The sequence below is a fragment of the Photobacterium sanguinicancri genome (assembly GCF_002265265.1).
GTDB classification, from domain to species: Bacteria; Pseudomonadota; Gammaproteobacteria; order Enterobacterales; family Vibrionaceae; genus Photobacterium; species Photobacterium sanguinicancri.
In genome coordinates this window covers 1-23,105 of sequence record NZ_NOIF01000073.1, presented here as the reverse complement: position 1 = coordinate 23,105, position 23,105 = coordinate 1, and the positions used below count along the sequence as shown (strand labels likewise).

General features: G+C 45.1%; 21 protein-coding genes and 1 tRNA gene. 11 read left to right on the top strand and 11 right to left on the bottom strand.

Going from position 1 to position 23,105, the window contains the following annotated elements; genetic code table 11:
• The first annotated feature begins 134 nt into the window (after positions 1–134).
• Together ASV53_RS12485 and ASV53_RS12480 are read left to right on the top strand one after the other, a co-directional pair.
• Positions 135–211, top strand: a tRNA-Pro gene (locus tag ASV53_RS12485).
• Positions 212–460: 249 nt separating this feature from the next.
• Entirely contained in the window at positions 461–1,063 is a 603-nt protein-coding gene (locus ASV53_RS12480) for a DUF1471 domain-containing protein (RefSeq protein ID WP_094957314.1), read from the top strand.
• A 150-nt stretch (positions 1,064–1,213) separates the two neighbouring features.
• Here ASV53_RS12480 and ASV53_RS12475 read toward each other — a convergent pair whose 3' ends face one another.
• The 3 genes from ASV53_RS12475 to ASV53_RS12465 all read right to left on the bottom strand — a co-directional run bounded on the left by ASV53_RS12475 (position 1,214) and on the right by ASV53_RS12465 (position 5,838).
• Positions 1,214–1,726 (bottom strand): lipocalin family protein, encoded by a 513-nt coding sequence (locus ASV53_RS12475; RefSeq protein WP_094957313.1) that lies wholly within the window; start codon positions 1,724–1,726, stop codon positions 1,214–1,216.
• Between the two features lie 55 nt (positions 1,727–1,781).
• Positions 1,782–2,648 (bottom strand): TraB/GumN family protein, encoded by an 867-nt coding sequence (locus ASV53_RS12470; protein ID WP_094957312.1) that lies wholly within the window; start codon positions 2,646–2,648, stop codon positions 1,782–1,784.
• Between the two features lie 220 nt (positions 2,649–2,868).
• Positions 2,869–5,838: a heavy metal translocating P-type ATPase gene (locus ASV53_RS12465; RefSeq protein ID WP_094957311.1), complete on the bottom strand. Its 2,970-nt coding sequence runs from the start codon at positions 5,836–5,838 to the stop codon at positions 2,869–2,871.
• 209 nt (positions 5,839–6,047) lie between these two features.
• On the opposite strand from ASV53_RS12465, the gene cueR reads away from it, so the two are divergent.
• Positions 6,048–6,479, top strand: coding sequence for a Cu(I)-responsive transcriptional regulator (gene cueR, locus ASV53_RS12460; protein ID WP_094957310.1), 432 nt, complete (start codon positions 6,048–6,050; stop codon positions 6,477–6,479).
• A gap of 171 nt (positions 6,480–6,650) precedes the next feature.
• Here cueR and ASV53_RS12455 read toward each other — a convergent pair whose 3' ends face one another.
• The 3 genes from ASV53_RS12455 to ASV53_RS12445 form a co-directional block, all read right to left on the bottom strand.
• Positions 6,651–7,505: a co-chaperone YbbN gene (locus tag ASV53_RS12455; RefSeq protein ID WP_094957309.1), complete on the bottom strand. Its 855-nt coding sequence runs from the start codon at positions 7,503–7,505 to the stop codon at positions 6,651–6,653.
• A 471-nt stretch (positions 7,506–7,976) separates the two neighbouring features.
• A complete protein-coding gene (locus ASV53_RS12450; RefSeq protein WP_094957308.1) occupies positions 7,977–8,804 on the bottom strand; it encodes an SDR family oxidoreductase in 828 nt (275 codons plus the stop codon).
• 70 nt (positions 8,805–8,874) lie between these two features.
• Positions 8,875–9,507, bottom strand: coding sequence for an arylesterase (locus ASV53_RS12445; protein ID WP_094957307.1), 633 nt, complete (start codon positions 9,505–9,507; stop codon positions 8,875–8,877).
• Between ASV53_RS12445 and ASV53_RS12440 the strand changes: the two genes are divergently transcribed.
• Together ASV53_RS12440 and ASV53_RS12435 are read left to right on the top strand one after the other, a co-directional pair.
• The gene (locus ASV53_RS12440) at positions 9,506–10,180 is read left to right on the top strand and encodes an ABC transporter ATP-binding protein (protein ID WP_062688061.1); all 675 of its coding nucleotides are present in this window, start codon (positions 9,506–9,508) and stop codon (positions 10,178–10,180) included. The genes ASV53_RS12445 and ASV53_RS12440 overlap by 2 nt on opposite strands.
• Positions 10,177–12,735, top strand: a complete 2,559-nt coding sequence (locus ASV53_RS12435) for an ABC transporter permease (RefSeq protein ID WP_094957306.1) — start codon at positions 10,177–10,179, stop codon at positions 12,733–12,735. The genes ASV53_RS12440 and ASV53_RS12435 overlap by 4 nt, the downstream gene beginning before the upstream one ends.
• A gap of 22 nt (positions 12,736–12,757) precedes the next feature.
• Here the strand turns inward: ASV53_RS12435 and ASV53_RS12430 are convergent, their stop codons facing one another.
• Entirely contained in the window at positions 12,758–13,660 is a 903-nt protein-coding gene (locus ASV53_RS12430; protein ID WP_094957305.1) for a TIGR01777 family oxidoreductase, read from the bottom strand.
• Positions 13,661–14,075: 415 nt separating this feature from the next.
• Between ASV53_RS12430 and ASV53_RS12425 the strand changes: the two genes are divergently transcribed.
• The 6 genes from ASV53_RS12425 (at position 14,076) to ASV53_RS12400 (ending at position 17,921) form a co-directional block, all read left to right on the top strand.
• Complete coding sequence (locus ASV53_RS12425) at positions 14,076–14,780, top strand: DUF1538 family protein (RefSeq protein ID WP_390960786.1); 705 nt, start codon at positions 14,076–14,078, stop codon at positions 14,778–14,780.
• Positions 14,781–14,793: 13 nt separating this feature from the next.
• A complete protein-coding gene (locus ASV53_RS12420) occupies positions 14,794–15,585 on the top strand; it encodes a DUF1538 domain-containing protein (RefSeq protein WP_094957303.1) in 792 nt (263 codons plus the stop codon).
• On the top strand, positions 15,575–15,925 hold the full coding sequence (locus ASV53_RS12415; RefSeq protein WP_062688064.1) for a P-II family nitrogen regulator: 351 nt from the start codon (positions 15,575–15,577) through the stop codon (positions 15,923–15,925). Before ASV53_RS12420 ends, ASV53_RS12415 begins: the two co-directional genes overlap by 11 nt.
• Positions 15,922–16,326 carry a CBS domain-containing protein gene (locus ASV53_RS12410; RefSeq protein WP_062688065.1) on the top strand — a complete coding sequence of 135 codons (405 nt, stop codon included), beginning with the start codon at positions 15,922–15,924 and terminating at the stop codon, positions 16,324–16,326. The genes ASV53_RS12415 and ASV53_RS12410 overlap by 4 nt, the downstream gene beginning before the upstream one ends.
• 62 nt (positions 16,327–16,388) lie before the next feature.
• A complete protein-coding gene (gene yfcE / locus ASV53_RS12405; RefSeq protein ID WP_094957302.1) occupies positions 16,389–16,940 on the top strand; it encodes a phosphodiesterase in 552 nt (183 codons plus the stop codon).
• 258 nt (positions 16,941–17,198) lie between these two features.
• A complete protein-coding gene (locus tag ASV53_RS12400; RefSeq protein WP_094957301.1) occupies positions 17,199–17,921 on the top strand; it encodes an SIMPL domain-containing protein in 723 nt (240 codons plus the stop codon).
• Positions 17,922–18,015: 94 nt separating this feature from the next.
• On the opposite strand, the gene ASV53_RS12395 is transcribed toward ASV53_RS12400, so the two are convergent.
• The 4 genes from ASV53_RS12395 to ASV53_RS12380 all read right to left on the bottom strand — a co-directional run bounded on the left by ASV53_RS12395 (position 18,016) and on the right by ASV53_RS12380 (position 22,822).
• Entirely contained in the window at positions 18,016–18,294 is a 279-nt protein-coding gene (locus tag ASV53_RS12395) for an Rdx family protein (protein ID WP_094957300.1), read from the bottom strand.
• A 45-nt stretch (positions 18,295–18,339) separates the two neighbouring features.
• Positions 18,340–19,101, bottom strand: coding sequence for a sulfite exporter TauE/SafE family protein (locus tag ASV53_RS12390; protein ID WP_094957299.1), 762 nt, complete (start codon positions 19,099–19,101; stop codon positions 18,340–18,342).
• A 184-nt stretch (positions 19,102–19,285) separates the two neighbouring features.
• Positions 19,286–21,424 carry a phosphate acetyltransferase gene (gene pta / locus ASV53_RS12385; RefSeq protein WP_189337870.1) on the bottom strand — a complete coding sequence of 713 codons (2,139 nt, stop codon included), beginning with the start codon at positions 21,422–21,424 and terminating at the stop codon, positions 19,286–19,288.
• A 201-nt stretch (positions 21,425–21,625) separates the two neighbouring features.
• The gene (locus tag ASV53_RS12380; RefSeq protein ID WP_094957297.1) at positions 21,626–22,822 is read right to left on the bottom strand and encodes an acetate kinase; all 1,197 of its coding nucleotides are present in this window, start codon (positions 22,820–22,822) and stop codon (positions 21,626–21,628) included.
• Between the last annotated feature and the right edge of the window lie 283 nt (positions 22,823–23,105).

Here is a 23,105-nt window from a genome sequence, read left to right as displayed (position 1 = left end):
GAATAGCGCAGCTTGGTAGCGCATCTGGTTTGGGACCAGAGGGTCGGGGGTTCGAATCCCTCTTCACCGACCACCTTATTTCTGTTGAATGTAAGTTGAGCAGAAAAATCTGGTAGGATTTAAAACATACAGCTCGGTGAATAGCGCAGCTTGGTAGCGCATCTGGTTTGGGACCAGAGGGTCGGGGGTTCGAATCCCTCTTCACCGACCACCTTTAGAAAGCCTCGTCGAAAGACGAGGCTTTTTTCGTTTAAGCGAATTGCCTCTTCATTTACCACCTAAACTCTCACCACTAGACACTTTTTTAGTACGCTGATAATTAAGAACTTATTGTCTGGCTTTATGAGTCGAATGCTTTTTATTCGATTAATAGTTAATGAGCTTACTAAATAGTGCTTTTATTAGACTCCGCACATATGGGTGGTAGTATCTCAGCTCTGTATTCTTTTAAGTGTCTGTTATGAAACATGTAATCATTTTTGCTGGTATTCTTTTCGCATTGACTGGCTGTGTAACTAAAAAAATCCAACTCAATCCTGGTGCTGAAAGTGTCTCTGAAATTTCAGAACATTCTGTTCGTTTCTTAAATTGCGATTTAATTAAAACGCATACAATTCAAAATGCGCATCCTAATAATGTCGACTTAGAGCTGAAAAATGTGGCTTACGCGAGTGGTGGTAATCACTACAGTGTCGTAGAAGTACTTGCGACTAGGAAAAATCGTCCAACAAGTGTGGTTGCTGCTATCTATCAATGTGGTGAAAAAATTCAAGAGAAGAAGCCTGAACTGACAACGTCGGATGTTGCCCAGCTATTGCCTGGGGCACATTTGGTTAAAGCGATCACTTTTGCTGAAATTGAAAACGCTACCTGTAAAGTTTTGGGTACGCAGTTTATTGATAAAACTTCACCGGAAGGCGTTTATATTAACCTTGCGAACGATACGTATATGATGTCGGGTAACCGTTATCAGATTAAGAAAATAGTGTCGACATCCGGTGGTGCACCAACGTCGGTATACGCTGATATTTACCGTTGTAAGCATCAAAGCGCACACTACTAAGTGTTTCGTGGAAAAATGATAATGAAAAAAGCCTCGTCGAAAGACGAGGCTTTTTTTAAGCGAATGTGGACTTCTGTAGTAGATGGCGCAGTGAATAGTGCAGCTTGTTCGCGCATCGCAGCTTTGTAGAATGGCGTGAACACTCAATGACTATGAGTGTTCAACCATGATTAATTTCGATGTATCAAATCCTTTCTTTTTAGCATCGGCGAGAAACTTCTTCATGATGCTAGGATCCACTTGCGGTGTGCGTGACAGCAGCCATAAATAATCTTTGTTATAGCCTGAAACAAAGGCGTAATCGTAATTATCCCCTAATTCGAAAACGACATACGATGAATAGAAAGGTCCCCAAAAAGAGACTTTGAGATGACCAACATCGGTTTTATCGACGAAGTAAGCTTTACCTATTGCCTCACTCCATTGTTCTTTATCTGCAGAAAATCCACGGTTAACAACATTGATTCCTTGATCCTTACGCATTTCATAAGTCGCGGTGACATTGGATAGCCCAGACTCAAATGAATGATCGAGTCTTGCCACTTCGTACCATTGGCCTAGAAAGCGATTAATGTCGAAGGCTTTTACCGGCTCTATATCATCAGGAATGTATGTGCAGCCTGTCAGTAAAATAAATGACAATAAAAATGCTCTTATTTGCATGTTTAATCCTCAGGTATCGAGCGTAAAATTTGAAGACTGGTAAGCGATAGAGTATTTACCATTCGCACTGTGATTGACTACCTTGAGTGAGTAACTGAACGCTAAACCCTTCTTCTTTCAAAAGGCTAGGTAAGCCTTGTGGACCGATTAAATGAAATGCACCTACTACTAGCATGTAATTTCCCGCTGGGTATTTTTGGGTATCGTTCAGTTGTTCTACCCAATTGATATTACGCTGGTCGATCAACATAAAATCGGTTTCATCTGAGTAACTGCTAGCAGCAAATAAACTCTCGAGTTTTTCTTTATCGCCATCTTGCCAAGCCGCAATGAGACAGTCGAGTTGATCATCGACTTCATCCCAATCCTTAATGGTCTCAAGCAGCATATCTAATCCATTTTTAGGTAGCTTTTTCATCATATCAAGCTGCTTAGCGACACTTTCGAGTTGATGAATAGGCATCGATTGATTAGCGGCACGTTCTAGCAAAATATAATCAATGCCTAAATCGGCTTGAAGCCCGAGGTTATAAGCAAGCGCGAGCTGAATACTCATTACGCTATACCATGGTGGAGCATAAGCCAGATCATTGGGTTTTAGCTTCAATTGTTTGGCTATTTTGTTGAGCTTTAGTGTGTCTGATTCGCTGAGTAATGAGTGGGTTAATGGTGGATTAAAGGTGAATGAAGGCATCTTGGTGTCAAGAATATTGGCTTCGACTATCAGTCCATCAGCGGCTTGCCAGTGATTAAGGAAAATTTCAGGTAGGGGGTACATATCTTGTGTACCCACATGGATCGAGCCTAAGATCGTAAATTGGCGATGGCCATCAGTAGCATGCCAAACCATAGGATCAGCAAAAGCAGAAGATGCTAAAAAAGGGAAAACGATAAACAGTTTCGTGAAGAAAGATTTCAGCATAACGCACCAAAGGTCATTGTTTAACTTAGGTATATCATAGCCCTTTAAGTTGAACAATTTATCCTTATAGTGCGTTAATGTTATGTCGTCACAGTAATTTATTGCTTGGTGTGAGTGTTTTTTGTTAGTGATTTTCTGAACAATGACTCACTCTTATTGGCATAACCAAAACCACCAAACAATAAATGCGATGAGTGCAACCCCGATAATGAGTACCATCTTAGCTCTCCTTTTTATTGGGTGTGAATAGGCGTAGTCGGTTAGCGTTACTGACGACCGTAATGGAAGACAAGGCCATTGCTGCCCCTGCAACGACAGGGCTGAGTAAAGTACCTGTAAACGGAAATAGTAGACCCGCTGCAACAGGGATCCCTAGCGAGTTATAAATAAATGCGCCAAAGAGATTCTGCTTCATATTGTTCAGTGTGGCTTGAGAAAGCTGTAATGCATCTGCAACGCCGTGAAGCGAGTGACGCATCAAGGTAAATTGCGCGCTTTCAATTGCGACATCACTGCCGCCACCCATGGCTAAACCAACTTCTGCTTGAGCGAGGGCTGGGGCATCATTAATACCATCTCCTACCATTGCAATTCGTTGCCCTTGTTGTTGAAGGTCGGTAATTAATTGGGCTTTTCCATCAGGTAATACACCTGCGATTACGCGATCAATTCCTGCTTGTTGCGCTATCGCTTGAGCGGTGGCTTCTGTATCGCCAGTCAACATCACCACATTGAGCTTCATCGCTTTTAAGCGACTGATTGCCTCTGCAGAATCGGCGCGCAGTGGATCACTGACTGCAAACACTCCTGCGAGTGCGTGGTTTACCGCAAAGAAAACAACCGTGGCACCTGTTTGCGCTAGCTTCTGGTTGTCTGCTTGTGCCATTTCCGTCGAGATACCATGTTGCTCCAGTAGGGAGGCATTGCCCAGCAGTAGCTCATAGTGAGTATCCGTTGCAGGTGTGCCAAGGCTGCCAACAACACCTAAACCCGGTATTGCTTTAAACTGAACGTTATCATTCAGGGTGAGCGATTGTGCCTGCGCTTCTTGTACAAAGGCTTTGGCAAGCGGGTGCTCTGAATGCAGCTCTAAACTCGCGGCTAACGCTAATAGAGTCTGTTTGTTGTGACTGCCATAGCTAATGGTTTCAGTAACGCGAGGTTTACCTTCGGTAATTGTGCCCGTTTTATCTAATACGACAGTATCGATGTTGGCGGCAACTTGCATCGCTTCGGCATCTCGAATGAGTACACCGTATTCAGCTGCTCGGCCAATACCCACGGTAACCGACATTGGAGTGGCTAAGCCAAGTGCACATGGACAGGCGATAATGAGCACTGTGGTTGCTGTGACTAACATATACACAGCGGAAGGTTGTGGACCAAAGTAGTACCACGCCATCGCGGTGATGGTCGCAATGATCATTACTGCGGGCACAAAGATCGCTGAAATAGAATCGGCCAATTTGGCCAATGCCGGTTTACTGCTTTGCGCTTGGCGAACCAGTTGGATGATACGCGCCAGCATAGTGTCGTTACCAATTTGTTCCGCTTTGAACAGTAGGCTGCCATGTTGATTGATGGTGCCTGCATGGATGGTGTCACCTTGCTGTTTATTCACCGCAAGTGGTTCACCTGTTAGCATGGATTCATCAATATAGGTATCGCCTTGCTCTACAACGCCATCAACGGGCACTTTTGATCCGGGACGTAAACGTACCAACATGCCTTTTTGAACCTGATCAAGCGCGACCTCGATTTCTTCACCATTGTGAACGATGATAGCGGTTTGAGGCTGAAGATCGATCAATCGTTCAATGGCTTGAGAAGTACGCGTACGCGCTTTCGCTTCGAGTGCATGACCAAGGGTGATTAAACCAAGGATCATCGCGGACGCTTCGTAATACACGTGGCGTGCTTGTGGGGGGAACCAATCAGGCGCAATGACCACCAGAGTAGAGTAGAGCCACGCAGCCCCAGTGCCTAACGCAACCAAGGTATCCATGCTAGCGCGGTGATGAAGGAAGGCTTTATACGCATTCACATAAAAATGACGCCCCGTCGTGACTAAGAGACCTAGCGTAATTAGGCCGATTAATCCCCAACCTATTTGGCTTGCCTCTGATTCAATCATCATACTGCCACCAAATACGCCCCACGCCATCAAGGGAATACCTATGCTGAGGGCGATTATTGCATTGCGAATGTGGGTTTTATAGCTGGTGGTTTGTTGTTCTTGTTGGCGTTGGCGACGAGCGTGTTCATCTTCGCTGACTTCTGCACCGTAACCTGCTTCGATAACGGCGGTAATAATATCGATATTTACGGCAGTACCACTGACCAAAGCTGTGCGTTCAGCCAAGTTAATATTGGCGGTTTGTACACCTGCGACACCGAGAATTGCTTTCTCTACTGAAGAAACACAGCTTGCGCATGTCATGCCGGTTAGTAAAAACTGCGTCGTTTGTTGGTTAGCTGGATCTTCAGCCTGAGTTGTTGTTTCAATGTCATTGTTAGTATTGGCTTGATGTTGTTCTTGGTCTGTTTCTACACCTGCACTTTTAGTCACTGCCGAGGTTTCATTATCCGTGCTCGCCGTGGTATCGCGAAACTCAGGTGGTGTGACGCTGGCTTGAAAGCCTAATTGTTCAATGAGCTCAATGAGGGTGGCTGTTGTAAGGGCACTGGAAATGACAGCGGTATTTTTAGTCACACTAAACTGGCTGATATCCGCTTGTTCGCTAAGTACTTTCTCTACTTTTGCGACACACTTTCCGCAGCTTAGTCCACTGAGTGCCAAGGTGATAGTCGGCTGTTGTTCAACACGGTAACCTAAGACTGTGACAATTTCGCTGATTTCTTGCGTGGAAATAAGCCCTGAAATATCGAGTTGGTGTTTAGTGACTGTGGCTTTACTGACGAGTGGGTGTTGATCGAAAACTTGCTGCACTTTGGCAACACAGCGTCCGCATGACAAACCTGCTAGGGGTAATGAATGTTGCTGACCGACGCCATAGCCGAGATGTTCGATAGCGGTAAAGACCGTATGTAAGGGTTCTTCAGTGCTCACCCTTGCTTGTTTTGTATCAACATCGGCGGTGGTATTGGGTAGCGCAGTTAGTGCGGCCTTTATTTTATTAGCGCAGTTCATGCAGCGAACTTGGCTTAAAGGTAGATGAAATTCAGCCATAGTTTTAACCTTAATCAAATAGGTATAAGGCGGCAGTATGGTTAGCGATAACGTAAGTGAAGGTGCTAGCCCACTGTCGATTATTTACGAGTTAGGCATAGAATAAACCTTCCATCAACTGGAAGGTCAACAGTATTTATGCAATGCTAATAAACATGGCTGTGATGGATGTTTACGTGTGATTGGCGTGTAAAACAAAAGGTAAAAAAATGAACATTAGCGATATAGCTAAAAAAACCGATTTGAGCACCAAGACGATTCGGTTTTATGAAGATAAAGGCATTATTAGTTCACCGCAGCGGGCGAGTAATGGTTATCGCCGCTATAACGAGAGCCACATTGCCGAACTCAATTTGATTCGACGTGCGCGTTTGGTTGGATTTACCTTGGATGAAGCAAAAGCCTTGCTGGGATTATCTCGTGATCCTGAGCGAAAAAGTGCCGATGTGAAAGAAAAAGCACAAGAAAAGCTGATCGAAATTGATCACAAAATTGCCGAATTACAGCAAATGAAGCACACCTTAGAAACATTAACCAATCAATGCCCTGGTAATGAAGGTGCTACTTGTCCGATTATTGAAGGATTACAAAATCCGTCGTTCTTATCATCGTCATGTTGCAATGCGAAAGAAGCGTCGTAAGTTATGGCTTTAAACCAATCTAAATAACAGACAATTGCTTTTTAGGCTGGTGTGAAATAAATTTACGTCTAAAATCAAAGTAATAGATGCAAAAAAAGCCATATTGAATATGGCTTTTTTGACAGAGGAGTGACCACTTAGTACGTGGCTAACTTTGGTCAGTTAGTGACATTAGTACAGTAGCGAGTAAAGCTGGCGACGGTACAGTGCGGCAATCGCATTCCCTTGACCAAGGGCGGCAAGGATGTCCATCATCGTTTTTTTCGCATTGCCATCTGCGAAGTTCATGTCTTTTCGCAGTAAACCAATCAACAATTCTAATGACTCTTCTTGGCGGTTCACTTGGCTGTATTGTAGTGCAAGCTCGTAGGCAACTTGTTTATCACTAGGGTCTGAAGCTAGTTTTTCTTCGAGTAAGCGAATTTCAGGTGACTCACTTGCTTGTTTATGAAGTTCTAGTTTTGCCATCAGGCCCTTATATTTAGCATCTTGATCTTGCATGGTAATGGTTGCAAGTAAGGTTTCTGCTTCATCAAATTGCATCGTTTCAACTAAACATTCTGCAATCGCAAGTGTGACAATAGCTTGTTGTGGGAATTTAGGTGCAAGCTCTCGTAGTATCGGCAGTGCTTGATTAAAGGCTTGGGTATCAACCAAATTCAATGCTTGTTTTAGCGCAATTTCATCTTGGCTTGGTAAATATTTTGCCAGCATGGTACGCAGACTATCTTCTGTTTGCGGGCCAGCAGAACCGTCAGCTGGTTGACCATTTTTGAATAGGGCAACAGTAGGAAGGCCACGAACGCCAAATTGTTGTGCGACTGCTGGTTGCGCTTCACAGTTCAATGTTGCGACGGTGAGTAAACCTTGGTACTCAGCAGCCAGCCTATTGAGTAAAGCGTTAACTTCAATAGTTTCAGGCATTGATGGCGCCCAAAAGCTAATAGCAACAGGAGTCTGCATTGATTGCTCAATAACTTGCTGTAAATTTTGTTCGTTGATTTCGATAGCTGAGTTTTGGTACATGCCATTCATTCCATAAACTGTTTGATACTCACTATATGGGGATCGTGGCGTTAATATCAAGGGGATGCTGGGGGGCTAAAAAGCAAAAAGGAGAGCGAGGCTCTCCTTTTAACCGTTAAAGGTTAGAAGCAATGCAAGTGTCACACAAACACAAAGCATATTTAACTGTCGTAAGGACATGAGCGTTCCTCATAATGTTCTTTTTATAATTAATAGTTGCGGTGTAGCTATCTCTGATAGTGACTAATTTACAATCACTCTATGACAGTAATATTACGTTAGTGGTACTTTTTGATTAAATCGCGCTATATCGGACTAGAAAAGTTATTTAGCTGACTTTAAAGGGTCACATATGAGCGTATGGGTTAAATAGAGTGTTATTTTTGGACTGTGTTAATGATGAGAGAATCGAGATTAAGACCATCACAAGTATTATGAATGGCCTTTGCTTTAGGCTATGCGGTGTCTAGCTTAGACGCTTTTACTTAGTATTTTATCGAGTATGCTAGAAGGTAGCACTCTGCGTAAGAAACCAAAGAGATATGTTGGCTGTGTGACAAAATAGCGTGCCTTTGGCTTATCACTGCCAATTATATGTAATAAAGGGCGTAAAACGGCTTCTGATGTCAGTGTAAATTTATTAGATGGTGAAGATTTACCCAATCGTTCCAGTGTCTTATGGTAATTATCAATATGGCGAGACTCATCAATATTGATGTGTTTTTCGAATGCATTTTTCGCATTTTCACGGAAGTGACTCTCGATGGGACCGGGCTCAATCAAGCTGACCTTGATTGGTGTATCCATTAATTCAAGACGCAATGTGTCGGTATAGCCTTCCAGGGCGAATTTACTGGCATTGTATGCCCCGCGATATTTCATTGCGACTAAACCCAGCACTGAGCTGTTTTGAACAATTTTACCACTGCCTTGCTTGAGCATAAGGGGAATAACGGCTTGTGTTAGTTCATGCCAACCAAATACATTGGTTTCAAACTGTTCACGTAAAGCTTGAGTGGGAAGATCTTCTAACGCGCCCGCTTGGCCATATGCGCCGTTATTAAACAACACATCTAATTTACCTTCTGTCAGTGCAAGCGCTTGTTTTAGGCCTTGATGAATCGAATCTGTATCTGCTAAATCAAGTTGAACACATTGCAAACCTTGAGATTGCAATTCATCGACATCATGTTGTTTTCGGCAACTGGCTACTACGTTATAACCCGCTTTATGAAGGGCAAAGGCACAGTGGCGACCAATACCTGTACTGCAGCCAGTGATTAAAATTGAGCTTGTCATGTGCTTCCTGCTTTTATTATTTATCATGAATCTATTGGCGAATAGATAAAGGGAGTTTGCTTTTTTCTACCTAATTGCCGCTATTATTGATTTCTAATACTTTAATAACCTCTGACGCCATGTAATCCGCGATCCACGGCTGTGCTTCCGCTTTCGGGTGAAGGCCATCATCCATCATCCACTCTTGCTTCAAAATCACCTCTTCAAGAAAAAAGGGCAGCAAAGGCGACGAATATTCCTGACTTAACGCTGGGTAGAGTGCGCTAAACAGCTGGCTGTATCGTTTACCATAATTAGGGGGAACTTGAATTTGCATTAGCAAGCTCTGAGCGCCACTGGCTTGAATGTCTTCGATCATCATCGCTAAATTGTTACGAATCGTTTTAGGAGGAAACCCTCGTAAACCATCATTCGCACCTAGCTCGATTATGACGTAATCTGGTTGATGACGGTCTAATAGGGTTGGCAGCCTTGCGAGTCCATTGCCTGTGGTATCCCCAGAGATACTGGCATTGATGACAGTTAAGTCATGGCCTTGCTGGCGAAGTTTGGGCTCAAGGAGTATTGGCCAACTTTGTTCAGCACGCATGTTGTAACCCGCGCTTAGGCTATCTCCTAGCACCATTAAGGTGCCACAGTATCCAGTTATCGATACTAAGGGCAGCGTAAAAATAAAAATTAAAACTGAAAGGAATCGTTTCATGTCTACATCCGTGATTAAAGCTGTGTCCGTATCTAAGCACGTGGCTACGACAACATCGTCTATTACTATTCTGCAGGATGTTTCGCTTGAGGTCGAGCAGGGTGAAAGCATTGCATTGGTTGGCGTCTCTGGTGCTGGTAAATCAACCTTAATGACCTTACTGGCTGGGTTGGATATTCCCACATCTGGTGATATTGAATTGTTGGGGCAATCATTAACGACGTTAGATGATGAAGCACGCGCGGCTCTTCGCAGTGAATCGATTGGTTTTGTTTTTCAAAGTTTCTTATTAATCCCTTCGTTAACGGCACTTGAGAATGTGCTCTTACCTGCGATTATCCGTGGTGAAGAGGGCGATGCCACCCGTGCAATGGAGCTGCTTGCCCAAGTGGGCTTACAAGGGCGTGAAACGCATTTACCGACCCAGCTATCAGGTGGAGAGCAACAACGTGTCGCCTTGGCGCGTGCATTTATTACCAAGCCAAAAATCCTGTTTGCCGATGAGCCAACGGGTAACCTCGATCAGCATACCGCCAGTACCATTATTGAAATTCTTTTTGCGTTAAATCGCGATCATGGCACCACGTTAGTCTTGGTTACTCATGATCCGCAATTAGCGCAGCGTTGTGATCGCGTAGTCCGTATTGAAGGCGGTATGGTGGCAGCAGCATGAGTGAGCTTAGTGAAACATCGGTAACAACACGGCAGCATACGCCGCATTTATTATCTCGTTGGAGCTGGCGAGAGTTATGGCAAGGGCAGTTATGGCCTGTCGCGGTGGCATTAACGCTCATTATTGCGTGCGTGTTTGCGCTGTCGGCTCTTGTTGTGCGGGTCGAGAAGATCATGACGGATCAGGGGCGATCCGTGTTAGCAGCAGATTTGGTTTTGGTGTCGGGTAACCCGATTGATGATGACACTCTGGCCTCCGCATCGCAGCGCGGTTTAACCGTATCTAAGCAAACTCGATTCGGTACGATGGCATTTAGCGATGAAAATATGCAGCTAGTCAGCGTAAAAGCGGTAGCCAATGATTTTCCGTTACGTGGCAATTTAGCCTTGTCGTCTGGCGAGGTGGCAAGTGTTCAGTCACAGCATGTGCAGCCGGGCGAACTTTGGTTAGCTGAACGGTTATTTTCATTACTCGCGGTGAAAGAGGGTGATGAAGTCATGATAGGTGATGCGCAGTTCACCGTTTCAGGCTTAATCTCACAAGACCCTGAATTATCGTTTAACCCATTCAGTCAGATGCCAGCCGTGCTTATTCACCATGATGATATTGGACGGACGGGGGCGGTACAGCTTGGTGGTCGAGTACAATATCGGGCGTATTTTGTCGGAGCTGATGCTGTTCTTTCTCCGTTTAGACAGAGTATTGAACTGCAAGCGGGTCAGCGATGGATCAGTGAATCAACCCAAGGGCGAACGGGTGATTTGATTGATCGAGCTCGTCAATATTTATCCTTGACCCTCATTTTGGTCATTATCATGGCCAGTGCCACCTTGGTTCTTACCTGTCAGCACTACACCGCTAGCCGTCGAGAAACGGTTGCTATGATGAAAAGCCTTGGTGCACGTAAGGCATGGTTATGGCGTTGGTTGGCTGGTCAGCTATTGATGCTATTTGCTTTTGCGGCTGTGCTGGGTGTCGGTTTAGGGGCTTTACTGGAGACTTTATTACGGTTGCCATTAGGGGATATTTTACCCGATCCGCTACCGCCAATGGGGTTGACTCCCTTACTCACCAGCGTGTTGGTGGCCTTGTTGGTTGCGATACCAGGGATGGGGATTTCATTAATTAAACTTGTGAATACCCCTGCCATTGCTGTTATGCAGCCTGAAGGCTCTGCGCAATCCGGTTCAGGGTTATTGAATACAAGCCTATTGAATACAGGGCTATCGAATACAAGCCAACTATCACCCTGGCGCTTTGGATTGGTGTTATTGCCCCTTGGTGCTTTATTGATTTGGTTTGGCGATAACACCTTGATGTGGTTAACCCTATTAGGGCTAGCCGTTATGCTGATCTTACTTGCAGCAATCGGTGTTGCTGTCGTGGCGTTATTACGGAAAAAACGTTGGGGGCCAGCGATGCAGTTGGCACTGAGCCGTATTGGTCGAAGTCCTTTAGCGACAGGAGCACAGTTAGCAGCATTAACAGCGTCGCTGATGTTACTGGCGGTGATATGGCTGCTACGAACAGATTTGCTCGCGGATTGGCAGCAAACCTTGCCACCTGATGCACCGAATGTGTTTGCTCTCAATATTAGTGAAGCGGAAACTCAGCCTTATTTAGCCGCGTTAGATGCACAAAATATTGAACATTCCTCGATGTACCCTGTTATTCGCGGGCGTCTTGTTGCCGCCAATGGCGAGCAATTTCTTAAGGGTACTCAGATTCCGCAAGATAATAAAAATGCGCAAGCGAGCGGTGATCAAGCCCAGCCGGATGAAGCATTACGCCGTGAGTTAAATTTCACATGGCGCGAATCGCCACCCGTACATAATCAAATTATAGCGGGAGCATGGGGCGGTGAAGGGACGGTATCGGTTGAACAAGGCATTGCAGAACGCTTGAGCATTCAAGTCGGCGATGAGCTGGCATTTACCGTTAACAGCCAGCCATTTTCAGCGGTCGTTGGCAGTATCCGTCATGTTGAGTGGCGTAATATGCGACCTAATTTTTATTTTATCTTCTCGCCAGATGTGGTGGCAGAGCTCCCTGCGACCTTCTTAGTCAGCTTTCGGATTGGCTCAGATCAGAGTCCTTTGCTCAATCAACTGGGTCGTGACTACCCAACGGTAAGTCTGATGGACTTACGGACCATGGCATCACGTATCCAGTTAATGTTACAGCAAGTGTCACTGTCGCTATCTGTACTGGCTGCGCTGGGGGTGGTGAGTGGGTTATTACTGGTACTGACGTTATTACGCCTTGGTTTGTCGCAGCGTCAGCAAGAGATGAAGCTCTATCGTACTTTAGGGGCGAGCCGTCAACGGATCAGTGCAACGGTATGGTCTGAATACGGCATGATGGCACTGATTGCCGGTGTGATGGCAACCTTGGGGGCTGAGAGTATGGTGGCTGCCTTAGTGCACTTTGGGTTTGAGCTCACACCGCAATGGCACCCGTTGCTTTGGTTAGGTTTACCTCTGATCGCTGTAGGGCTGGTATTGGCATTAGCGCAAAGTATGCTGCCTAAATTGCTCCAGCCGCTAAAAAATTAGGTGTTAGCCACATTGTGAGCGGCTATTTCACTGTATGAAGGGTTTCTTTTAAGGCGTGTTCCAGTTCTGGAAAGCAAAATTTAAACCCTTCAGCTTCAAGTCGAGCAGGGAGTGCGCGTTGACTGTCGAGTAACAGGCAAGCAGATTCCCCAAGTCCCATTTTAATCAGCCACTCTGGGGTGCTTAGAACATGGGGGCGGTGCAATACTTTAGCTAATGTCTGGCTAAATTGCTTGTTGGTGACAGGTGCTGGCGCGGTAAAGTTAAATGGCCCCTTTGCTGTCGGGTGCTTCAATAAAAATAGAATACCTTTCACCATGTCTTGCAAATGGATCCAAGGAAAATACTGACCGCCACCACCAATAGGGCCACCTAAACCAAGTTGATAAGCGGGTAGCATTTTGGCTAACGCACCGCCATGCCTTGCGAGCACAATGCCAGTGCGAAGTAAACAGACGCGGGTTTGATCTGACTGCGCTTGCAATGCGATATCCTCCCATTTCTGGCAGACATGATGGGCAAAATCATCTTTGTTTACTTGCAGATTCTCATCAAACATATCTTCTTTTTGGTCGCCATAGATACCAACAGCTGAACCACTAATGAAAATGTGGGGTGGGTTGTGTCCTGCCTTTAATTTGTTCACCAGTTCTTGGGTGATGTGCCAGCGGCTATCGCAAATCTTTTGTTTCTGTTTTTCGCTCCAGCGTTTATTCACGATAGGTTCTCCCGCCAGATTAATAACGGCATCAAAACTATCGAGGTTGTCTAATTCAATGAGCTGGTTAATAACTTTTATATGATGACCTAAACGTTGATAAGCGCGGGTGGTATCTCGGGTTAGGACGGTCACCTGATCATGGTTGAAGTGAGGAAGAAGCGCTTTGCCGATAAACCCTGTCCCGCCTGTTATTAGTATGTTCATTGTAACCTCTCCCTTCCTTCAAATGCCGTGTGGGTATTCGTTTGTAACAGCCTTTACGGGCTGATACTAGATGATACCCCGATAATGCTTTGATAGATCACCAGTTTGTATCTGGATGTATTACGTTATGATTTTGGTGCGAAGTGATTATCAGCAAGCTAAGTATAACGGAGATGTAAAAATCGAATTTGAAAGGAAAATAATTGAGGGGAAACTTTTGGATACGAGACCATTTTAGAATGGCTAAAAACCATATTAATAACAAGGGATAAATTTAACAATAATCATATTTGTGTGCTACTTCGCGCTGTCTACATTTCAAATTGTAACCTAGTGTAAATTAGCACTATCACTACAGTATGAAGGCATAATAAAGGAGTGATGAGTGAAAGGATTCACGGCATTTTTACAGTCCATGCTTTCTAGTCTGCGCGATTTATTACCCATTATTGTGGTGATAGGATTTTTCCAGCTTATTGTCTTACAGCAACCTCTTCCTCAGCTTGGCACTATCAGCTTTGGCTTACTGCTGGTGGTACTTGGCCTAACGTTATTTGTGATCGGTTTAAACATGGGATTGTTTCCCATCGGTGAATCGATGGCGCAAGCATTTGCCCGCAAAGGGAGTGCTGCGTGGTTATTATTTTTTGCATTTTGTCTGGGTTTTGGTACCACCATAGCGGAACCTGCGTTAACTGCTGTGGCATCTGAAGCGGCGTACGTAGCTGCTGAAGGGGGCATGATTGCGAGTAATGAGAGTGCGATGCAGGACTATGCTTCAGGATTACGGTTAACCGTTGCCTTATCGGTTGGAGTCGCAATTGTATTAGGGGTATTGCGGATTTTAAAAGGTTGGTCAATTCAAAGAATGATCATCGGCGGTTACTCGTTAGTCATGGTGATGACATGGTTTGCACCCCCAAGCATTATCGGTATTGCTTATGACTCGGGTGGTGTAACGACATCCACCATTACCGTTCCCTTAGTCACCGCCCTCGGAGTCGGCTTGGCTTCATCCATTAAAGGCCGAAACCCTATGGTTGACGGCTTTGGTTTGATTGCTTTTGCTTCCTTAACGCCCATGATTTTTGTGATGGCGTATGGCTTATGGTTAGCTTGAAGGGAGTGTTGATATGAGCCTACTTGCTACCACCGCCCAACACTTTCTATCGACCTTCATAGGCACTGTCCGTGACGTCATGCCGATCGTGATCATTATGTTTGGTTTCCAGTTTGCGGTATTGCGCCGCCCAGTCAAAAATTGGCGCAAAGTTGTCACTGGTTTTGTGCTGGTTATTTTTGGCTTATCATTTTTCCTTATGGGGCTAGAGTTAGCACTATTTCCTCTAGGGGAGTCGATGGCTCAGCAACTCACGGCGCCTGCTTTTTTGTTTGATAGTGATGAAGTGATCCCATTACACATTGATTGGTCTGAGTATTATTGGATTTACCTATTTGCTGCTGCCATTGGTTTTAGTACCACGATTGCCGAGCCGTCATTGATTGCGGTGGCCATTAAAGCTAACCAAGTATCGGGTGGAACCATTAAAGTTAATGGACTGCGTATTGCGGTTGCGCTTGGTGTTTCCATGGGGATTGCACTGGGGAGTTACCGTATTGTCGTAGGTGACCCGCTGCATTATTACATTTTGGTTGGTTATATCATTGTTGTCATTCAGACCTTTTTTGCACCCAAAATGATAGTGCCACTGGCGTATGATTCTGGTGGAGTGACCACTTCAACAGTGACCGTACCTATTGTGACAGCATTGGGACTAGGGCTTGCCTCTACTGTCCCAGGACGAAATCCGATGTTAGATGGTTTTGGTCTGATTGCGTTTGCGAGTTTGTTTCCGATGATGACAGTGATGGGCTATGCCCAGTTATCGGTATGGCGAGAAAGGAGATCGGAAAATGCGCTTTAAATTGATAGTCGCGTTTGTTGAAGATGATAAAACTGATGCAGTGCTTGATGCCGCGCGTGCTGCTGGTGCAACGGGTGCTACGGTAATTAATAACGCCCGCGGAGAGGGGCTTCACAAAAAAACCACTTTCTTTGGCTTGTCGTTAGAAGTTCAGCGCGATGTTATTTTATTTTTAGTGGAAGAACACCTTGCGCGCCATATCCTCGAAACTATCGAGCAAGTCGGCGAGTTTGATTCGGCATCGGGGCAGGGGATTGCGGTTCAAATTGATGTAGAAGATGCCGTTGGCGTTGCTCATCAAGTCGAGCAACTCACTAAAGTTGTGGAGGATAAATTATGAGTGATGCAGCGATCGTTAGAGTACGTGATGTCATGATGAACACTTATGCCATGGTTGAAGGTGTGACGACAGTGGCAGAGGCTATTGGCATTGCTAAACACCAACAAGTGAAAGCATTGATAGTGAATAAGCGGGATGCTGATGATGAATTTGGCATCGTCTTAATGAACGATATCGCCAAAAATGTGTTAGCGAAAGACCGTTCACCCAAACGGACTAATGTGTATGAAATCATGACTAAGCCTGCGTTATCTGTCAGTGGTTCGATGGATGTTCGCTATTGTGCGCGGTTATTTGAACGCTTTGGGGTGAGTCGTGCACCAGTGATCGAAGATGGTAAAGTTTTGGGGATGGTCAGTTATAACAACATCGTACTGAATGGCATGCTGCGGGACGAATAGCAATCATAGTGTGAAGGGCGTAACATACTTTGCATTCGGTATTGATTGTATTTATACGACTTATGAAATTGTTTTTTGCTTCAGATTTACACGGCTGTGCTGAGAGCACCCGTACCATGTTGGCTGCGTTTGAACAAAGTGGTGCTGAGCACTTAGTCTTATTGGGTGATGTTTTAAATCATGGCCCTCGCAATGCCTTGCCAGCGGGCTATGCACCGATAGAAGTCGCAGAGCAGCTGAACCAATATGCTGATCGTATTTTGGCGGTACGTGGCAATTGCGACAGTGATGTTGATCAAATGCTACTCGACTTCCCTATGATGGCGGATTACAACTGGGTATTGCTGCCAACGGGGCGCCGCTTATTCCTAACTCATGGTCACCTTTACCATGCGGACAAACACCCTCGATTACGCCAAGGTGATGTGATTGTTTCGGGTCATACGCATTTACCTGTAGCGCAAGCACACGGTGACTATTTTGCGTTTAATCCGGGCTCGACAACGATTCCGCGAGGTGAGCATCAAGCGAGTTATGGTCTGTTAGAAGACAAGACATTGTCGGTAATGAGTTTTATTGGCGAGACCTTGTGTTCAGTAGCGTTGAGTGATTAACGTCGCGGAGAGTCGCGAATAAAAATGATAACAGTAAGCGCACCTCGGTGCGTTTTTTTGTGGCTGCAATCCCCCCTGATGGTATTGAATGATAATGGGATCTGTCAGTAATACTCGGCTTTTACGTGTTTTGGGATGAGGTTCGTAGGCTTTGACAGAAACCTAACATGCAGCGCTAGAACAATAAGCATAAAGGTGCAATGCTTAGTGACATTAGCGTAACATTAATGTGCGCGGCAACGTATGAATAGGCAGAATATGAACAAGAATTTATTAGGGATAGCGCTTGGTGGTTTGTTGATTGCGTCGGGATTAGGCGCGAGTGGCTATTTCATAGGCCAGACGATGTATAACGCCAAAGTAGCAATGAATACGGCTGAAGTGAAAGGTCTAGCTGAACAGCGTGTTGAGGCGGACGTCGCAAACTGGTCGCTAAGTTTTTCTAACCAAGTGAAGAGTAAAGCAGAGATCCCTTCACTGTATCAACTCGCCGAAAAGCAGCAGCAAGAAATCGTCGATATACTGAAAGCTAATGGTTTTACTGATGAAGAAATTACTGTTGGTCTGATTGATTACAGTACCTATGAATACCGTGATGAAAACCAAGTGGTTGTCGAACAAGATCATGATCTAACGGGTACCATTAGCTTAGAAACGACCAAGATCCATGAAATAGCCAAGGTGCGTGCTGCGGTCAATAAGTTGATTGCTAAGGGCTACAATATTTCGAATCATGCTCCGACATATCGGTTTACCAAGCTGAACCAAATAAAGCCTGAAATGCTGAAAACTGCCACTAAAAATGCGCGTATCGCTGCTAATGAATTTGCTGAAAATGCCGGTGTTAAAGTGGGCAGCATTCGTACTGCTCGTCAGGGGAATTTTTCGATCACCGATGCTGGGCAGGAATACGGTGACTTGTATAAAATCGAAAAAGACATTCGAGTGGTCACCAGTATTGAATTTTACTTAACGGAATAGCGTGATTTTACTTAATTGAGTAGTACGGACAGTTGGCGGTGAAATGTGTTCACCGCCCGTTGCTTTATTCTTCTATTGTTACTAGCTATTACTACTACTTGCTATCCGAGTGTCCCAAATCGCGTTTGGGATCGATAATATCGCGTACTCGCTGCTTCAATATCTTCGCTTCAGGAAAGCCACCGTCGGCTTTACGTTCCCATATTTGCTCACCATTACATAAGATACGAAAGTGACCACCTGTATCTGGGTGGAGGCTGACGGTTTCTATCTCTTCGCTAAACGTATGCAGTAACTCTTGGGTGAGCCAAGTTGAGCGCAGCATCCAGTTACATTGACGGCAGTAGTAAATATCAATTTTTGCTTTTTCCATATCGTGATCTTCCAATACGTTTAATTCATACGCTAAAGCTAATGACTAAAAACCAAGTAGTAATTTGAAGCCAATAACAAAAGTCAGTAGTTCAAAGCACCGCTTGATCAAGCGGTTACTTTTTTGTGTCGCAAGGTGGGCGCCAAGGTAGCCACCTAGCAGTGAGCCAAGTAATAGCACAGGGATCCAAGGCCAAAATATTTTCGCGCCTGCAACATACATGGTGACAGCACCAATACCGTTCCAAAATAACCCGACGCTAACGAGTGTCAGAGCCACTGCTTTTTTGTAATCAAAGCCGAACCATCGCACCAAAAATAGCGTGACAAACAAACCTGTCCCTGCAGTGAGTGAGCCATTAAGGATCCCGATCAAGGCCAAACCTAGCCCACCTATGATCATGCCGATTCTATTACGGTGCTGAAGTTGTTCAGTTTGACCGAGCTCTTTTTGAAACAGTGAATAGATACCTAGCCCTAAAATTAAGCTGCCAAGTAAGGCTTCAGCAATTCGCCCTGGTACAAAAAGGATTACATTAGCCCCTAGGATGACCCCAAGCGATCCAGCTGCCACTACATAAGCGGTTAAAGCCCAGTTTAACGAGCCTGATCGAATATGTTTGATGGCGGCACCGACACCAAGGGCGACACTGGCGACTTTGTGAGTGGCAAGGGCAATACTAAAAGGGAGACCAAGAAAGATCAGTAGTGGAAATTGGATCAGACCTGCACCACCACCTGAGAGGGAGGCAAGGGTATTTGAAATCAGTGAGCCGATAAACAGGCCAAGGGTGTTGATGACATCCATGAAAGTACAAGTTTATCCGTAAGCGTAATAGCGTGTTAACTAGCATACGGACTGATGTGCAAGATTGGAATGGTTATGGATACTGATACTAAAAACTAATATTGGGCATGATAAAAGAGGGGCATAAAAAAACGCCCCCATCAGAGATGGAGGCGTTCAAGTGGCAGTTAGTCGTTAAAAACGATTAAGCGCCAGCTTCTTCAGCTTGTTTAGCCTGAATCGCAGTTAGTGCAACTGTGTATACGATATCGTCTACTAGTGCGCCACGAGAAAGGTCATTTACAGGCTTACGCATGCCTTGCAGCATTGGACCGATAGATACTAGGTCTGCTGAACGTTGTACTGCTTTGTAAGTCGTGTTACCAGTGTTTAGGTCTGGGAATACGAATACAGTCGCTTTACCCGCTACTGGCGAGTTAGGCGCTTTAGAAGCAGCAACGTTTTCCATGATTGCAGCATCGTACTGTAGAGGACCATCGATGATTAGATCAGGACGTTTCTCTTGAGCAATGCGAGTTGCTTCACGTACTTTATCTACGTCTGCACCTTTACCAGAAGTACCAGTAGAGTATGAGATCATAGCAACGCGTGGTTCGATACCGAATGCTTTCGCTGAATCTGCAGATTGAATTGCGATTTCAGCAAGTTGCTCAGCGTTTGGATCTGGGTTGATTGCACAGTCACCGTATACCAGTACTTGATCAGGCAGAAGCATGAAGAATACTGAAGATACGATAGATGCATCAGGTGCAGTTTTGATGATTTGGAACGGAGGAACGATAGTGTTCGCCGTAGTGTGAACAGCACCAGAAACTAGGCCGTCAACTTCACCATTTTCTAACATCATTGTGCCAAGGAAAACTGAATCTTGCAGTTTTTCACGTGCAACAACATCAGTCATGCCTTTCGCGCCACGTAGCTCAACAAGACGAGCAACGTAGTTTTCGCGTACTGCTTCAGAATCGATGATAGTTACGCCAGAACCAAGTACAACGCCTTGTTGCTCAGCAACACGCTTGATTTCTTCTGGGTTACCAAGAAGCACACATTCAGCAATACCGCGCTCAGCACAGATAGCCGCAGCTTTAACTGTACGTGGCTCATCACCTTCAGGAAGAACAACACGCTTAGCCGCTTTACGAGCAAGTTCAGTTAGTTCGTAACGGAATGCTGGTGGGCTTAGGCGACGCTCTTTAGTTGAACCTTCAGTTAGCGATTCAATCCACTGACCATCAATGTGGCTAGCCATGTATTCGTTAACGAATTCAACACGCTCTTTATCGTCCGCTGGTACTTCTAGGCTGAAGCTTTGAAGGTTTAGCGATGTCTGCCAAGTGTTACCTTGAGCAGTCATAACTGGAAGACCAGTTTCGAATGCGCGCTCACAAAGATCAGTCACTGCTTTAGGTAGCTCGTAGCCGCCAGTAAGAAGTAGAGCACCGATTTCAACACCGTTCATTGCAGCAAGACATGCAGCAACGATAACGTCAGGACGGTCTGCAGAAGTTACTAGCAGTGAACCTGGACGGAAGTGTTCAACCATGTGAGGGATAGAACGTGCACAGAAAGTGATGCTCTTAATACGACGAGTCGCGATATCACCTTCGTTGATGATTTCAGCGTTTAGGTGCTTCGCCATGTCTGTTGCACGTGTTGCGATTAGCTCTGGGCTCCAAGGTGCACAACCAAGTACACGGATAGGGCTAGAGTTGAACACTTGCATAACTTCAACGTTTGAAGGAACAGTACCCTCAGCATCGTCAAAGATTTCAGATAGGTCAGGACGAGTACGGCCGTCAGCATCTACAGGTGCGTTTAGTTTGTTAACGATAACGCCAGAGATTTGCTTGTTTTTCGTGCCGCCGAAGTTAGAACATGCTACTTCGATACGCTCTTTAAGTTGTGATGGGTTGTCTGTACCCGGAGTCACAACGAATACGATTTCAGCATCAAGCGTTTTAGCGATTTCATAGTTAATCTGGTTCGCAAATGGGTGCTTGCGAGTTGGTACTAGACCTTCGATTAATGCTACTTCAGCGTTAGCTGTTGCTGCTTTGAAACGTGCAACGATGTCTTCAAGTAGTACATCGCTTTGGTCGTTACGAAGAAGTTCTTCAGCACGAGCCATTGATACAGGATCTGCAACGTTCATGTCGCTGTTTGCGCGAATGATCGTTGTTGTTAGATCTGGCTGATCGCCACCGTGACGCGGTTGAGCGATAGGCTTAAAGAAAGAAACACGAACGCCTTTGCGCTCCATTGCACGAACAACACCAAGACTAACGCTTGTTAAGCCAACACCAGCGCCAACTGGGATAAGCATAATAGTACGGGACACTATGAATTCCTCAAACTATTGAACAATACAGCGCTGTTCCGTAATCGTTTTAGGCCACTAGTGGTTAGAAACAACTATGGAACAACACCACAATAAAAATAAAAGTTCATGGGATTAACCATGAAAAACGGCCGGCCTAAGCCAGCCGTTAGAGGCTGTTTTAATCAACAACCTGATAATCTCAGATTAGATTTCAGTCAGACGAGCTGTATCTTCTGCGATTACTAGTTCTTCGTTAGTCGAAACAACCATTGCAGGAATACGGCTGTTTGCAGAAGTAATAGTACCTTCTTTACCGAAACGTGCTTTAAGGTTAGCTTCGCTATCTACTTCAACACCTAGGATAGCTAGACGGTTAAGAACCATCTCACGGATAGGTGCAGAGTTTTCACCGATACCACCAGTGAAAGTAATTGCGTCTAGACGACCTTCTAGTGTTGCAGTGTAGCCAGCAACGTACTTAGCTAGACGGTGACAGAATACGTCCATTGCACGCGTTGCTTCTTCTTTCTCGCCGTAGTTGTCTTCAACGAAACGACAGTCAGAAGTCACTTGAGTTAGACCTTGTAGGCCAGACTCTTTAGTAAACATAGTGTTGATTTCAGCAACGCTCATGCCTAGCTTGTCGTGTAGGTGGAACATAACAGCAGGGTCTAGGTCACCACAACGTGTACCCATAACAAGACCTTCAAGAGGAGTAAGACCCATAGAAGTATCTACAGATTTACCGTTCTTGATTGCACATACAGATGCACCGTTACCTAGGTGACAGTTGATGATGTTTAGTTCATCTTCTTTCTTACCTAGTAGCTCAGCTGTTACACGCGTGATGAACAGGTGAGAAGTACCGTGTGCGCCGTAGCGACGGATACCGTGGTCTGTGTATAGGTTGTACGGAAGAGCGTATAGGTACGCTTCTTCTGGCATAGTTGTGTGGAACGCAGTATCGAATACAGCTACGTTTTGTAGTGCAGGGAATGCGCTCTGAGCAGCTTTAATACCAATGATGTGAGCTGGGTTGTGAAGCGGTGCGAAAGTCGCAGCGTCTTCGATACCTTGAAGAACTTCATCAGTGATAAGAGCAGAAGCAGTGAATTGCTCACCACCGTGAACTACACGGTGACCGATAGCTGCTAGGCTGTCAGCAAGTTCAGGCTTAGAAGCAATGATAGTATCTACCATGAATGCTAAAGCTTCTTCGTGTGCAGCACCGTTACCAAGCTGTGCTTCGTGCTTACCATCAAGTTTCCACTTGATGCGAGCTTCTGGAAGGTGCAGACATTCTGCAAGACCTGTTAGGTGTTCATCACCTGATACAGGATCAACGATTGCGAACTTTAGAGAAGAGCTACCGCAGTTAAGTACTAGAACCAGCTTAGACATGAGAGTGACTACCTATAATCTGTCTGAAAGTTGATATTCATTCGAATAAAAAAGTACCCATAGAATAGACGACTTTTTATACAGCCGATCTAATCTGGGTCAAATTCGTGTCTATCCGTAGAACTGAGAATTGAGAAACCCACAATCCTGGGTCATCCTTGATGGTTGCCTTAGAGTTGCCATAATAGAAATTACGAGCAACAATTAATTGAGGCGTGCTGTAGGATAGCGATTGTTACGCAATATAACAAAAAGATTTTTAGAAAAGTTTAATTTGAATCAA